14 protein-coding genes are annotated in these 14,417 nt (G+C 70.9%); 12 read left to right on the plus strand and 2 right to left on the minus strand.

The window, feature by feature from the left end; translation table 11 throughout:
- Position 1 precedes the first annotated feature (1 nt).
- The 4 genes from AC1DXJ_RS05105 to AC1DXJ_RS05120 all read left to right on the plus strand — a co-directional run bounded on the left by AC1DXJ_RS05105 (position 2) and on the right by AC1DXJ_RS05120 (position 2,494).
- The gene (locus AC1DXJ_RS05105) at positions 2–400 is read left to right on the plus strand and encodes a universal stress protein (protein ID WP_477624512.1); all 399 of its coding nucleotides are present in this window, start codon (positions 2–4) and stop codon (positions 398–400) included.
- Positions 400–873, plus strand: a complete 474-nt coding sequence (gene rraA, locus AC1DXJ_RS05110; RefSeq protein WP_477636466.1) for a ribonuclease E activity regulator RraA — start codon at positions 400–402, stop codon at positions 871–873. Before AC1DXJ_RS05105 ends, rraA begins: the two co-directional genes overlap by 1 nt.
- A 124-nt stretch (positions 874–997) precedes the next feature.
- The gene (locus AC1DXJ_RS05115) at positions 998–1,759 is read left to right on the plus strand and encodes an IclR family transcriptional regulator (protein WP_477624514.1); all 762 of its coding nucleotides are present in this window, start codon (positions 998–1,000) and stop codon (positions 1,757–1,759) included.
- 54 nt (positions 1,760–1,813) lie between these two features.
- On the plus strand, positions 1,814–2,494 hold the full coding sequence (locus AC1DXJ_RS05120; protein ID WP_477624515.1) for a D-alanyl-D-alanine carboxypeptidase family protein: 681 nt from the start codon (positions 1,814–1,816) through the stop codon (positions 2,492–2,494).
- A gap of 11 nt (positions 2,495–2,505) precedes the next feature.
- On the opposite strand, the gene AC1DXJ_RS05125 is transcribed toward AC1DXJ_RS05120, so the two are convergent.
- Positions 2,506–3,972: a PhoX family protein gene (locus tag AC1DXJ_RS05125; protein ID WP_477624516.1), complete on the minus strand. Its 1,467-nt coding sequence runs from the start codon at positions 3,970–3,972 to the stop codon at positions 2,506–2,508.
- A gap of 101 nt (positions 3,973–4,073) precedes the next feature.
- On the opposite strand from AC1DXJ_RS05125, the gene mobA reads away from it, so the two are divergent.
- The 8 genes from mobA to AC1DXJ_RS05165 all read left to right on the plus strand — a co-directional run bounded on the left by mobA (position 4,074) and on the right by AC1DXJ_RS05165 (position 12,877).
- Positions 4,074–4,670, plus strand: coding sequence for a molybdenum cofactor guanylyltransferase (gene mobA / locus AC1DXJ_RS05130; RefSeq protein WP_477624517.1), 597 nt, complete (start codon positions 4,074–4,076; stop codon positions 4,668–4,670).
- Positions 4,667–5,644, plus strand: coding sequence for an NAD(P)H-quinone oxidoreductase (locus AC1DXJ_RS05135; RefSeq protein ID WP_477624518.1), 978 nt, complete (start codon positions 4,667–4,669; stop codon positions 5,642–5,644). The genes mobA and AC1DXJ_RS05135 overlap by 4 nt, the downstream gene beginning before the upstream one ends.
- 70 nt (positions 5,645–5,714) lie before the next feature.
- On the plus strand, positions 5,715–6,077 hold the full coding sequence (locus tag AC1DXJ_RS05140; protein WP_477624519.1) for a DUF1304 domain-containing protein: 363 nt from the start codon (positions 5,715–5,717) through the stop codon (positions 6,075–6,077).
- A 121-nt stretch (positions 6,078–6,198) separates the two neighbouring features.
- The gene (locus tag AC1DXJ_RS05145) at positions 6,199–6,843 is read left to right on the plus strand and encodes a PadR family transcriptional regulator (RefSeq protein WP_477636467.1); all 645 of its coding nucleotides are present in this window, start codon (positions 6,199–6,201) and stop codon (positions 6,841–6,843) included.
- A 69-nt stretch (positions 6,844–6,912) separates the two neighbouring features.
- Positions 6,913–7,662 carry an ABC transporter ATP-binding protein gene (locus AC1DXJ_RS05150; protein ID WP_477614133.1) on the plus strand — a complete coding sequence of 250 codons (750 nt, stop codon included), beginning with the start codon at positions 6,913–6,915 and terminating at the stop codon, positions 7,660–7,662.
- An 8-nt stretch (positions 7,663–7,670) separates the two neighbouring features.
- Positions 7,671–10,535, plus strand: a complete 2,865-nt coding sequence (locus AC1DXJ_RS05155) for an ABC transporter permease (RefSeq protein ID WP_477624521.1) — start codon at positions 7,671–7,673, stop codon at positions 10,533–10,535.
- 64 nt (positions 10,536–10,599) lie between these two features.
- Entirely contained in the window at positions 10,600–11,193 is a 594-nt protein-coding gene (locus AC1DXJ_RS05160) for a bacterial proteasome activator family protein (RefSeq protein WP_477624522.1), read from the plus strand.
- Positions 11,194–11,221: 28 nt separating this feature from the next.
- Positions 11,222–12,877, plus strand: coding sequence for a DUF885 domain-containing protein (locus tag AC1DXJ_RS05165; RefSeq protein ID WP_477624523.1), 1,656 nt, complete (start codon positions 11,222–11,224; stop codon positions 12,875–12,877).
- 10 nt (positions 12,878–12,887) lie between these two features.
- Here the strand turns inward: AC1DXJ_RS05165 and AC1DXJ_RS05170 are convergent, their stop codons facing one another.
- Complete coding sequence (locus AC1DXJ_RS05170) at positions 12,888–14,333, minus strand: LVIVD repeat-containing protein (protein ID WP_477624524.1); 1,446 nt, start codon at positions 14,331–14,333, stop codon at positions 12,888–12,890.
- Positions 14,334–14,417 lie beyond the last annotated feature (84 nt).

Here is a 14,417-nt window from a genome sequence, read left to right on the forward strand (position 1 = left end):
CATGGCCATCGTCGTGGGGTTCGTCCCCCGTCCGGAGGGTCACGCAGCCCTCGACCGAGCGATCGAGGAAGCCAGGCTGCGCGGTGCCCGGCTGGTCGTCCTCAACGTCAGCCGGGGAGACGCCCTGGTCGACTCGAGGTTCGCGTCGTCCTCGGACTGGGATGCCGTGAAGGCCCAGCTCGAGGAGTCCGGGGTGGAGCACGAGGTTGCCCAGTCCGTAGAGGCCCGGGACCCGGCCGACCAGCTGCTGCGTGTCGCGGAGGAGACGAACGCCGAGCTCATCGTCATCGGGCTTCGGCGCCGGTCGCCGGTCGGCAAGCTCATCATGGGCAGTGCCGCCCAGACCGTGCTGCTCGAGGCGGAGGCCCCGGTCCTGGCGGTCAAGGCGGCCAGGGACTGATGGCCTCGGTGTCCACCGCCGACCTCTACGACGAACATGGTGACGACCTCCAGTCCTGCTCGGTGCAGTTCCGTCACTACGGTGCCCACTCCTCCTTCGAGGGCGTCATCACGACGATCCGATGTCACCGCGACAACGCGATCGTGAAGTCCACGCTCACCGAGGACGGCTCCGGCCGGGTGCTCGTGGTCGACGGTGGCGGTTCGCTGGAGTCGGCGCTGATGGGAGACCTCATCGCTGCGAGCGCGGTCGCCAACGGTTGGGCGGGCGTGGTCATCCACGGCGCGGTCCGCGACGTGGTGGCGCTGCGCGAGCTCCCGCTCGGCGTCCTCGCCCTGGGGTCGAACCCGCGCAAGAGCGCCAAGGACGGGGTCGGCGAACRCGACGTGGTCGTCAGCTTCGGCGGGGTCGACTTCGTCCCCGGCCAGCGACTCTTCGCCGACGAGGACGGGGTCCTGGCCACCCGCGCCTGACCGCGCGTCTCACCCCTCACGACCACGACCGGGTATGCCGCGTGCGCGCCCTGCGCTCGCGGCACACCCGGTCGTGGTTCGCGCGTCGCGTCCGAGGATGTCTGACACCTGAGACACTGGTGGCGTGGCCAACGCACCCGCCGCTGCGCACACGCTCCAGCTGCTGACCCTCCTCGCACGGCACACCGAACCGCTTCCGGCGGGGTCGATCGCGCGCGAGCTGGGGCTGCCGCGCTCGACGACGTACCACCTGCTCGCAGTGCTTCGAGACCACGGTTTCGTCACCCACCTGGAGGAGGAGCGGCGCTACGGCCTGGGTGTCGCGGCGTTCGAGCTGGGCTCTGCGTACCAGCGACAGGCGCCCCTGCAGCGGATCGCCCGGCCGTTGCTCGGCCGCCTCGTCGACACCACGACGCACAACGCCCACCTCGCGGTGCTGCACGGCCGCGACGTCCTCTATGTCATCGAGGAACGCGCCCCCGGCCGTCCCCTTCTCGTCACCGACGTCGGGGTGCGGCTGCCCGCGACGCTCACCGCCAGCGGCCTCGCGATGCTCGCCCAGCTGCCGGCGGCCCAGGTGCGGGCCCTGTTCCCACACCGCGACACCCTGGTGCAGCGCGACGGCCACGGCCCCACCACGGTCAGCGAGCTGCGGCGTGAGCTGACCGAGGTCCGCACCCGCGGCTACGCGCTCGAGGACGACTCGGTCAGCGTGGGGCTCTCGTCGGTGGCGCAGGCGGTCCTCGACCACACCGGGCACCCGGTCGCCGGCGTCGCGCTGACCTTCCCCCGCGACGGGGTCGACGACACGGAACGCAGTCGGCTGGTCGCCGCCGTGTCCCGCGCCGCCGCCACGCTGTCCGCGCGAATCGGCGGCGTCCGCTGACATCCACCCCCGGCCTGCCAGACTCCAGAGGGCCGCAGCAGAGGGGGTGAGTCCATGACGACGACGCACGTGTCGGCTGGTCGGCGACGGCGCCAACGGCTGCGCCGCACCCTCGTCGTGACCGCCGTCCTGGTCGGGCTCGGCGGAGCAGCCGGGTATGCCGCGTGGCACGACGACTCCTCGGCTGCCGCGGGGCCGCAGGCGTCAGCCACCAGCGAGGCCGACCGGGGGGCGGCGCTCGCCGCGTCGAAGGCGAAGACGAAGACGGGGAAACCGAAAACCGCTGCTGGCAAAGGCTTTGCGCCAGTCGTCACCGACCGGATCCCCGCGCCGACGACGAGCCTGGCACTGTCCGCTCCGATCCCGGGCACCACGAACATGCAGGCCGCAGCCGCAGCCGCCTTCACCCGTGCCTTCGCCGACGCGCGCGCTGACGGGCTGGCTCCCGAGATCAGGTCGGCCTGGCGCAGCGCCGAGTGGCAGCAGATCCTGTTCGACCGGGCCGTGACGAAGTACGGCTCACGCGGGGAGGCTGCCAAGTGGGTACTCGCCCCGGCCAAGTCGGCGCACGTCAAGGGTTATGCGGTCGACGTGCACCCGCAGGCGGCGGCGACGTGGCTCCAGACGCACGGCGCGGCATACGGCATCTGTCGCACCTATGACAACGAGTGGTGGCACTTCGAGTACCTCGCCACCTCTACATGCCCGCCCCGCCAGCCGACCGCAGCCGGCTGACGGGGGGCGGGTCAGACGCCGATCGTGTGCCAGGGCCCCCAGATCGCGAAGCTCAGTCCGGCGCTGGCCTGGATGTTGACGAACAAGGTCGACTTGTCTGGGCTGAACGTCGACCCCGCGAACTCGTCGTCGAACCTCGGCGTGCCGTTGGCGTTGGCTGCTCGGTTGAGTGCGATGTCCCAGAGCTGGCCGCCCTTGTTCAGTCCACGGATGTAGTTGTCCACGTCGTGGTCCTCGCACACGACGAGCGTGCCGCGGTTGCTCACGGTGATGTTGTCCGGGAAGTCGAACGTCTCCTTGCCGGGCGACTGGTAGACGAGCCGCAGCTTCTCGGAGCGGGTGTCGTAGGCCCACACCTGGCCGAAGCCGTTGCCGTACCCGGCGATGAGCTCGGGCCCGGTCTCGGCGTCGCCACCGCCCTGCGTCGAGGTGAAGTAGACGACTCCGTTGTCGTAGATCTGGCCCTCGAGCCGGGAGAAGCCTGCCGCGCCGAGCGCTCGACCCTGGTTGCTGACGTGGACCAGTGCGTCGTCGTTCTTCGTCGGCGCCGGCTGGCCCGGCGTGTAGGGGAAGGTCGGGTCGGGGTCGGCGATGTCCACCCACTCGACGTCGTAGACCGCTCCCTTGTCCTGGTGTGCCTCGAGGTGGGCGTTCGGCTGACCCTTGACGGCGAGCATCTGCAGGTGGCCGTCGTTGTCGAGGTGGCCGCTCTCCATCGGGTTGGTTCCCGGGGTGTACCGGTAGAAGCCGGACGGGAAGGCGAAGTTGTCCTCGGTGAGGTAGAGCCGTCCCTCGCGCGGATCGAAGGACACCGCCTCGTGGGAGAACCGACCTGCCCTCGTGATCGGCATCGCCGCCGAGCGGCCCGTGACGGGGACCTCGAAGACGTAGCCGTGCTTCTTGGTGAACGGGACATTGGACGCCCCGGTGAAGTCCGGCCCGACGTCGGGGCCGTTGACCGTCTCCTCGCAGGTCACCCAGGCACCCCACGGCATCTGCCCACCGGAGCAGTTGTTCGCGGTCCCGTTGATGGCGGTGAACTCCCCCAGGACCTCACCCTCGCCGGTCACGTCGACGTGGATGCACCCGCCTCGGGCGCCGGTGTCGTAGGTCCACGAGCCCACGGCGCCGAAAGGCGTTCCGGTGCCCGCGACCTCGTGGTTGCGGATGAGGGTGACGGCGCCGTCGGGGCCCTCGAAGGCACCCATGCCGTCGTGGCGTCCCGGCATGGGCTTGCCGTCCACGAGGGGCGGCGGCACCGCTTGGGTGTCGTGGAAGGAGCGGTAGCTGAACCCCTCCGGGAGGTGCAACCGCACCTTGCCGTCACGCAGGTCAGGCGTGGCACGCAGGCCACGGAAAGGCGCCGCACCGATGGCCGATGCGGGACCCGCGATCAGACCGGCGAACGGGCCGGCCAACGCCGCCCCTCCCGCGACCGCAGCGCTCCCCTTCAGAAATGTGCGTCTTTCGAGCGTCATGATCCTCTTCCCTTCGAGATCGTCGAATCTCGCCAACCTAGACCGGACCCGCGCGCATCGGAACCCCCACAGCGCCCTCCCGGACCCCCCACAATGGGCCTGTGACCTCGGCCTTCGTCCCCACCGCACCGGTGGGTGCCCTCGTGACGGCGGTCGTGCTCTGCGGGGGCGAGGGGCGGCGCTTCGGGGGCGACAAGACCCGCGCCGACCTGGCCGGGAGCCCGGTGCTCGACCACGTCCTCGACGGCCTGCCGTCCGAGTGGGCGGTCATCTGCGTCGGCGAACCGCGCCCCACCCGACGACCGGCGGCCTGGTGCCGCGAGTCCCCTCCAGGGGGTGGCCCGGTCGCCGCGATCGCGGCTGGCCTGGCCCACGTCGAGCGGCCCCTCGTCGTCGTCCTCGGCGGTGACATGCCGTATGCCGCGGGCCCGGCTCCCAGCCTCGCCTCCCGCCTCGCGGCGTCCCCCGACGTCGAAGCGGTCCTCGGCAGGGACGGTGACGGCCGACTGCAGCCGCTGCTCGCGGCATACCGGGCGGCTGCACTGCGCGACGCGCTGCCGGACCCGCCGGCGGGCACGCCGCTGATGCGGCTGCTCGACGCGCTGCGCACCCTCGTGGTGACCCTTCCTGAGGGTGCGGCACTGGACGTCGACACCACCGCTGACCTCGAGTCGGCGCGCCATAGGCTCGACCCGTGAAGGCGATCACCATCCCGCAGCCCGGCGACGCCTCGGCGCTCGTGCAGACCGAGGTCCCCGACCCGCACCCCGCTCCCGGCGAGGTCCGGGTCCGCGTGGTGGCGGCCGGAGTCAACCGGGCCGACGTCATGCAGCGGATGGGCTTCTACCCACCCCCACCCGGGGCGCCGGACTATCCCGGGCTCGAGGTCAGCGGCACGGTGGACGAGGTCGGCGACGGGGTCGACGGCTGGCACGTCGGCGACGAGGTCTGTGCGCTGCTGTCGGGTGGTGGCTATGCCGAGCTGGTGTGCGTGGCCGCCGAACAGCTCCTGCCGGTCCCGACCGGTGTCTCGCTCGTGGACGCGGCCGCCCTGCCCGAGGTGGTCAGCACGGTGTGGTCCAACGTGTTCATGACGGCGAATCTCCTTCCGGGACAGACCTTTCTGGTTCATGGTGGATCGTCGGGCATCGGGACGATGGCGATCCAGCTGGCCCGTGAGGTGGGAGCGCGCGTCGCCGTCACGGCCGGGTCGGCGGACAAGCTCGAGGTGTGTCGCCAGCTGGGCGCCGACATCCTCGTCAACTACCGAGAGCAGGACTTCGTCGAAGAGCTGCGCGCCGCGACCGCCGGGGCCGGGGCCGACGTCATCCTCGACAACATGGGAGCGAAGTACCTCGCCCGCAACGTCGACGCGCTGGCCCCCAACGGACGCCTGGTCGTGATCGGCTTGCAGGGTGGCGCGAAGGCGGAGCTCGACCTCGGGCTGCTGCTGCGCAAGCGAGCCGCCGTCATCGCCACCTCCCTGCGGGCCCGCCCTGCCCACGAGAAGGCCACCATCGTCGCGGCGGTGCGCGAGCACGTCTGGCCGCTCGTGGCGGCCGGTCGCGTCAAGCCCGTCATCCACAGCCGCTACCCCCTGACGGAGGCAGCGGACGCGCATCGCGAGCTCGAGGCCAGCGGGCACATCGGGAAGATCCTGCTGACCGCCTGAGGCCAGCTCTCGAACCACGTGACCCAGCGAGTCGGGCACGTGCCCCGCCCGCGTCTGCCACCCTGAGGCCATGAACGCAGTCGCCACGGTGCTGGTCGCCCTCGTCGCCCTGATCCACGTCTACATCGTCGTGCTCGAGATGGCGCTCTGGACGACTCCTCGGGGCCGGGCCGCCTTCGGCCTGACGCCGGAGTTCGCCGAGCAGACCAAGGTCCTCGCCGGGAACCAGGGGCTCTACAACGGCTTCCTGGCTGCTGGGCTGGTCTGGGGCATCGTCGGCCCCGACCACCTGCGCTTCGCGTTCCAGGTCTTCTTCCTGCTGTGCGTGATCGTCGCCGGCGCCTACGGCGCGGCCACGGCCAGTCGCAGGATCCTGTTCGTCCAGGCGGTCCCCGGCGCCCTCGCCCTGGCCGCCGTCCTGCTGGCCCACTGACGCACGCCCCCGCGGCGGGCTCAGGATGCTTGACGATCCCCCTACATACTCGGTATACATCTCCCCTACCAAGCGTGATACTGGGTAGGTAGGGGACACCAGAACGGGGACGGTGGGGCGGATGTCGGTCAAACAAGGGCTCCTGGCCCTGCTGGCGACCGAGCCGATGTATGGCGCGCAGCTGCGTGCCGAGTTCGAGGCGAGGACCGGGGGGACCTGGCCGCTCAACGTCGGGCAGGTCTACACGACGCTGGCGCGGCTCGAGCGCGACGGGCTCGTCGAGGCGATCGGGGAGGACGCCGAGGGGCGGATCTCCTACCGCCTCACCCGCACCGGGCGGGCCGAGGTCGTCAGGTGGTGGACGTCCCCCGTGAGCCGGGAGACCACCCCCCGCGACGAGCTGGTCATCAAGCTGGCCCTGGCCGTCACGGTCGACGGCGTCGACGTCAACCGGGTGGTGCAGACCCAGCGGACCGCCACCCTGCGCCACCTCCAGGACCTGACCCGCCTGAAGCAGCGGGCCACCACACACCACGAGTCGGCGGCGGACGGCGACGGCCAGGTGGACCTCGCCTGGCTCCTCGTCCTGGAGAACCTCATCTACGCCGGCGAGGCCGAGGTCCGCTGGCTCGACCACGTCGAGGCCCGGCTGGTGCGCGAGGCGACCCGCCCTCGGACGCCCGCGCGGCATACCCGGAGCAGTGGAGGAGGGGCGTCACCACGGCACCGACACCACAGCCACCAGCACGGACAGCAGCACCCTTAGCAGCACCGGTAGCAGCACCACGGACACCGCCGGTCACAGCATCAGCTCAGCACTCAGGGGGGAACAACGATGAGAAGCGCACCCAGCTCGTCACCGAGCACCGACGTGATCCTGCGCCTGGACAACGTCACCCGCGTCCACGGCACCGACAGCACGGCGGTCCGCGCCCTGGCCGGCGTCAGCCTCGACGTCCGCGCCGGAGAGCTCGTCGCCGTCATGGGCCCGAGCGGCTCCGGCAAGTCCACGCTGCTCAACCTCGCGGGCGGACTCGACGCGGCCACCAGCGGACAGGTGATCATCGAGGGCCAGAGCATCGGGAGCCTCAAGGCCGACGCCCTCGCACGGCTGCGGCGTCGACGGGTCGGGTTCGTCTTCCAGGACTTCAACCTGATCCCGTCCCTGACCGCGGTCGAGAACGTCGCCCTCCCCCTCGAGCTCGACGGCCAGCGCGTCGGCAGGGCGCGCCGCAGGGCTGTCGACGCGCTGACGATGGTGGGGGTGCAGGAGCTCGCGGACCGTTATCCGGACAAGATGTCCGGCGGCCAGCAGCAGCGGGTGGCGATCGCCCGCGCACTGGTCGGTGACCGTCGCCTGGTTCTCGCCGACGAACCCACCGGCGCCCTCGACTCGCACACCGGGGAGGGCGTGCTGCGGGTCCTGCGCGAACGCTGCGACGCCGGTGCTGCCGGGCTCCTCGTCACCCACGAGGCGCGGCACGCGGCCTGGGCCGACCGGGTGGTGTTCCTGCGTGATGGCGTGGTCGTCGACAGCACCGGATCGCCAGAGACGGCCGAGACGCTCCTCGAGCCCACCGCCTGAGGCCGGCCATGACGACACTCCTGGAGCAGGAGGCACCCGTGGGTATGCCGGGTGGTTCCGGCCGTGCCGACCGCTCGGGCTCGCGCCCCGCCCGGTGGCGTGCCTCGTGGCGGATCGCCCTGCGCATGGCCAGGCGCGACCTGCGTCGCCACAAGGGTCGGTCGATCCTCGTCTTCCTCATGGTCGCCATCCCCGTGGGGTTGCTGGCCGGCGGCGCGACCCTGGGCGCCACGGAGCAGGCCGACGGAGCCGATCTCGTGACGGCCCGGATGGGTACGGGCCAGGCGCTCGTCCAAGGCCCCCAGATCGGGAAGATCCAGCAGACCCCCGACCCGAACCGCGGTGGCAGCGGATGGGGCGGCGACAACCCGGCCACCACGATCCCCGGTTTCGTGGCGAGCGGGTCGTCGACCGACAACGCGGCCGCGATCGGTCGGCTCGCGGGTGGGGCGACTGCAGTCGCTGTGGGGGAGACGCAGATGCGACTCGTCGTCGGAGACCGCCGGGTGCGTGTCACGGGGCTCGTCGCCGACCCGCGGGTGGCGGACCTCGGCGACAAGGCGCGGCTCGCCTCCGGTTCGTGGGGGGCCGATCCGGACGAGATCGTCATCACCCCCGCCGGCGAGCGCAAGGGACTGCCGCGCTCCGGCACGGTGACGCTGTCAGCCGGCGGAACCGAACGATCGGTGAAGGTCGTCGGCACCGCCACGGCCCTGCTCGAGTGGGGCGGTATGCCCGACTTCGTGGTGCCCTCRATGCCGGACGGTGCCGCCGCCGACGCGAGTGGAATGGGGGCAGCTGGGTCCTGGGTGCTGGTGGGCGGTGGACCGGTGAGCTGGGAGGAGATCCAGCGGCTCAACGCCTACGGCCTGACCGTGTACAGCCGTGCGGTGCTCGAGAACCCCCCGCCGGAGAGCTCGTTGCCCGTCGAGCTGCGCTCCCAGAACGACTTCACCCAGGACACCAGTCGGATGATCGCCGTGATCGGCGGGGTGATGCTCTTCATCCTCACCACGCTCCTCGTCGGCCCGGCCTTCGCGGTGAGCGCCGCCCGACAGCGCCGGACCCTCGCCCTGGCGGCGACCAACGGCGCTGAGACACGACAGCTGCGCCGCACCGTGCTCGCGCAGGCACTGGTCCTCGGTGTGATCTCGGCACTGGGCGGCGTCCTCCTGGGGATTGCCGCAGTGACCGTCGGCCTGTGGTGGTGGGTCCGAGCGCACCCCGAGAGCTCGTTCGCAGCGATCCGCCTCGACCTCCCCTGGGCAGCGTTCGCGATCCTCGTGCCGTGCGCCGTCCTCAGCGCGATCATCGCGGCGCTGCTGCCTTCGATGCGCCTGGGTCGCCTCGACATCATCGGCGTGATGCGCGGCCAGAGCGTGTCGCCGAGGCTCAACAAGGTGGTTCCCGTCGTCGGCCTGGTTCTCGCCGTCATCGGGGGCGCGGTCGTCCTGTCCGCGGCGCAGCTCCGGGGCGGTGGCGACTTCCGTGTGGCCATCGGCGCCGTCGGCCTGGTGCTCGGCACCCTGCTCCTTGTCCCCGCGATCCTGGTCGCCTTCGGCAGGCTCGCCGCACGGCTCCCGGTGGCACCACGGATCGCGATTCGCGACGCCGCGCGACACCGCAGCCGCTCCACCCCGACCGTCGCGGCGATCCTGGCCGGTGTCGTCGCGCTGACCGCCTTCAGCATCGGGCTGGCCAGCGACACCAAGCAGCAGATGGCGACCTACCAGCCCCAGGCGTTGCGCGGTGAAGGAGTCGTCTACACCGCGGACCCGGAGATGCGGTTGTCCGCCGCGGCCGCACTCAAGCAGTTCCCCGCCCTGGTCCAGACGCCCTTCGTGGTGGCGCGCCCCAAGGAGGACCCGATGATGAACGCGGGCACCGCGGCACCGGGCAAGCCCGTCGAGTTCGTGTCCGTGGTGCCCGAGGGGTGCACGGCGACGTTGACCCTCCCGAGCAGCACGGGCGAGCACCAGAACTGCGTCCGCCTCGGTAGCCAGGCCTACGACCGGGGACAGATCGGCGCCCTTCCGGCCTCCGAGATCGCCCGTCGGTTCGGGCTCACGGAGACGCAGCGCTCGGCAGTGCAGAAGGGTGCGATGGTCGTTGCCCTGAAGGACCTGGGGGCCAAGCCGGCGCTGACCGTGGTCTCCGGCACCTTCGTCCTCGACAACCAGACGTATGCCGCGACCCAGGTCACCGAGCGCACGACCACCTCGGTCCCGGTCGTGGGCGTGCCCGCCGACCGACTCACGGACGGCTCGATGCCGGGTCAGTCGGGCGCCATCGTCTCCACCGAGACCGCGACCAGGCTGGGATGGCCGCTGCAGCAGGAGTCGGTCCTGCTGCGCGACGCCGAGGGCGCCATCAGCTCCGATACCCAGAAGGCCCTGGACGAGCTCGTCGGCGACGGCGGCGGCGTCTATGTGGAGCGGGGTTTCCAGCGCTACGACGAGACGGTCATGCGGATCATGATGGGCGTCGCCGCGCTCCTGCTGCTCATCGTGACCCTCATCTCCACGGCGCTGTCGATGGCCGAGCAGCAGGCCGACTCCGGCACCCTCGCGGCGGTCGGCGCCACCCGTCGCACCCGGCGCGCCTTCGCCGCCTCCCAGGCCATGGTGGTCGGGTTCATCGGCGCCATCCTCGGAATCGCCGTCGGCCTGGTCCCCGGCATCGCGATCACCTATCCCCTCACCACGCAGTACAACTCGGACCCGGCCACCGGCGTGGAGCAGTGGAGCGGACCCTTCCTGTCGATCCCCTGGACACCGCTGCTGCTCGTCGTGCTCGGGGTGCCGCTGCTCGCAGGACTGCTCTCCGCCCTGGCGATCAGACGAGCTCCCGCCATGACGCGCCGGGCCGACTAGGTATGGCGCCGTCCCGCGTCCACACCCCTGATGCCCGTGGACGGGGTGGGGCAGGATGGGTGGCATGAGCCAGACGCCAGACCAGCACGAGACCGACCCGACCGGCAACGGCGACCAGCAGCGCGTCGTGGTCGTGACCCAGGACGGCATGGGCGTCGCCCCGCACCGTGACGGTGAGGATGGACCCACGAACCCCGCCGACCTCGTGGAGCAGCCGGCCAAGGTCATGCGCATCGGCTCGATGATCAAGCAGCTGCTCGAAGAGGTGCGCAACGCCCCGCTCGACGAGGCCGGCAGGGCCCGGCTGGCGGAGATCCACCGCCGTTCGATCAAGGAGCTCGAGGACGGCCTGGCTCCCGAGCTGATCGACGAGCTCGAGCGGATCGCCTTGCCCTTCAACGAGAACGAACCACCCACGGACGCCGAGCTCCGCATCGCCCAGGCCCAGCTCGTGGGCTGGCTCGAGGGCCTGTTCCACGGCATCCAGACGGCGCTGTTCGCCCAGCAGATGGCGGCCCAGCAACAGCTCCAGCAGATGCGGCGAGCCCTTCCGCCCGGTCACGCGCCCGAGGGCGGACCCGGCGCCGAGGGCATGGCCGGCGCACACGGCATACCTCCACACCCCGGTGAGAGCGGCCCGACGGGCCAGTACCTCTGACAGGCAACCACCCGCTACGTTCTGGGTCATGACGGACTCGGTGCAGCAGCTGGCGGACGACTTCCACGACTACCGCATGCGGACCTCGCCCACCTGGGCGCACATGCTGGGTGACTACCGTTTCGCCGACCGGTACGAGGACGGGTCGCGGGCTGCTGAGGACGCCGAGGTCGCGTCCCTTCGCGAGTTCGCCGCGCGCGCCGAAGCCATCCCCGACGAGGGCCTCGACGGCCCGGACCGGGTGACCCGCGACGTCGTGGCCTTCGACGCGACGACCTCCGCCGACGTGGGCGAGTCGCACCTGGCCGAGTTCGGCGTCGACCCGGTCTTCGGGGTCCAGGTCGCCCTCGGTGTCACCATCGCCGGGTTGTCGCTGCCGACCGCGGACGTCGCCGACGCCATGGTGTCCAAGTACCGCGGGATCGGCCAGAACATCAAGGACTTCGCCGAGCGGCACCGCGAGGGGGTGGCCTCGGGACGCACTCCCGCAGCCTTCGCCGTGGAACGCTCGATCGAGCAGGTCGAGCAGTGGCTGGCCACTCCGCTCGACGAGGACGTGCTCCTCACGTCCACGACCGAACCGCCTGCCGGTTATGACGTCGAGGCCTGGCGCGGCCGCCTCGCCGACGTCATCGCCGCCGACGTCCGTCCCGCCCTCGAGGCCTTCCGTGACGTGCTGCGCGACGAGGTCACCCCGGTCATGCGACCCGACGAGCAGTGCGGCCTGTCCTGGCTCCCGGACGGGGAGCAGACCTATGCCCACCTGCTGGCCCGCGACACGACGACCTCCCTCACCGCCCAGCAGATCCACGAGATCGGGCTGCAGCAGATCGCCTCGCTCGAGGACGAGTACCGCTCTCTCGCACCGGAAGTGGTCGGCACCGACGACCTCCCGTCGATCTACCGGGCCCTTCGGGACGACCCCGCGCTGCGGCACTCCAGCTCGACCGAGATCGTCGCCGCCTGCGAGACGGCGTTCGCCAAGGCGCGCGGGGTCATGCCCGAGTGGTTCGACCGGTTGCCGGTCGCGGACTGCGTGGTGAAGTCCACCGACGTGGGTGCCGCGGCCTACTACTTCCCACCCGCGGACGACGGCAGCCGCGGCGGGACGTTCTACATCAACACGGCCGACCCGGCGCACTGGGGACGGTTCGAGCTGGAGGCGCTGTCGTACCACGAGGGCATCCCCGGCCACCACCTCCAGCTGGCCATCGCCGGCGAGCTCACCGAGGTGCCGAAGTACCGCAAGTTCACGATCTTCAACGCCTACGCCGAGGGCTGGGGGCTCTACACCGAACGCCTCGCCGACGAGATGGGCCTCTACACCAGTCCCCTCGAGCGGCTCGGCATGCTCACCATGGACTCCATGCGCGCCTGCCGGCTCGTCGTCGACACCGGCCTGCACGCGATGGGATGGAGCCGCCAGCAGGCCGTCGACTACATGGTCGCCAACTGCCCACTCAGCGTCGGTGGGGTCAAGGCCGAGATCGACAGGTATGCCGTGATGCCGGGTCAGGCGTGCGGCTACATGATCGGGCGGCTCGAGGTCCTGCGGATCCGTCGGGAAGCACAGGAGCGACAAGCGGACCGGTTCGACATCAAGGCGTTCCACAACGCCGTGCTCGACGGCGGCAGCGTGCCCCTGGCCGTGCTCGACACCGTCGTCCGCCACCGCCTCCCCTGACGGCCTGGCCCTAGGGCAGGAGGCCGCTGGGAACGGCCGACGGTGCCACCGACGTGGTCCGCGCACCCGGCAGGTCGGCGGTGTAGACATCGAGTCCCCGGACCAGGTCGACCGAGTACACGACGTTGGTCTTGCGGTCGGTTCGGACGTCGTGCTTGGTGTAGTCCGGCACCCAGTAGGAGTCCCACACCTCCGATGCGCCCCAGACGGCATGGCCGTACGGCTTGATGTCGCGGGGGTCGCGGACGTCGACCAGCTGGGTCCCGCCGCCGTAGAAGCCCACGGTGACGACTCCCGACGGGTGGAAGTCGAACCAGTGTGCCGAGCAGAACGCGCCGACGGGCAGCGGGAACGAACCCAGGTCGGACAGCTCGACCTTGTCGAGCGGGACGATCGCGTCCGGGGTGCCGTCGAGCCGCTTCACCCACCAGGTCTGGAACGAGCCGGACTTGGTGCAGTCGACCTGCTCGTAGTCCTCCTCGGTGACCAGGAGGATGTTGCCGTTGGCCAGGCTGGGTGCTGCGTCAGCGACGAAGGCCTCGGCGTTGGGCCGGAACGAGTTGTGGTGGATGAAGTCGTTGTACCCGTTCTTGGTGGTGCCGTCCGCCTCGAGCCCGCGGCCGGCGAGTCCCGTGGTCGTGACCACGCGCGGGTGAAGCGGGTCGCGCACGTCGAAGATCGACGAGCCGTTGTAGCCGGTGTGCGTCGCGTATCCGGCCTTGTCGAAGTTCCACTTGTGCCCACCGCTCGGCGAGGCGAAGGGCTGAACCCCGACCGTCGCCGGGTCCGCGTCGACCTCGTGAGGTGCGTCGAGGTTGTCGAGGTCGATCATCGAGAAGTTCGTGCGACCACCTGCGGAGTAGGCGTAGCGGCAGTCGCGGTCGTCGACGCAGGCCACCGTGTGCGTGCTCGTCGTGGCCGTCGCGCTCGAGCGCAGTCTGGGCTTGGTCGGGTCAGTGACATCGACGACGATGAGCTCCTTGCCACCAGCCGCCGCGGCGGTGTGCTGGATGTCTGCGGACACGTCGTAGGTGTCCACACCGATGAGCGCAAAGCGTTCGGTACCGGCAGCGGTCTTGCGTTCGCCGCAGTTGATCGCCTCGTTCTCGAAGACCAGGTTGGGCAGCGTGCCGACCAGCTTGGGCGCGACCGGGTCACTGACGTCGAAGACGCTGAGCGAGTCCAGCGAGGACATGACGAACAGCGGTGCGGTCTTGAGGAAGCAGCCGGAGATGCCGGCCGTTTCCGGGAAGTTCGCCTCCAGGCGCAGGTTGGGGCTGTTCACCAAGGGCACGCTCGTGCCGCCTGAGTAGGCCTGACGCGCTGCTGCCGCTCGCCCTGCGTCCTTGCCGTGGTCTCCGTGAGCGGAGGCGAACCCGGCCGTCGACGGGACCAGGATGGCGGCGCCCGCGATACCGGTCAGGACGGCGCGAACGGATGGGCTGATGCGGTGCATGTGATCCTCCAGAGGTGCGGCTCTTGGTCGGACAACGAGGCTCAGCCCGGACAAGTCACGAAAAGCGGCGGCGGCCCGGTGGGC

Source organism: Pedococcus sp. P2_D9 (assembly GCF_056404275.1).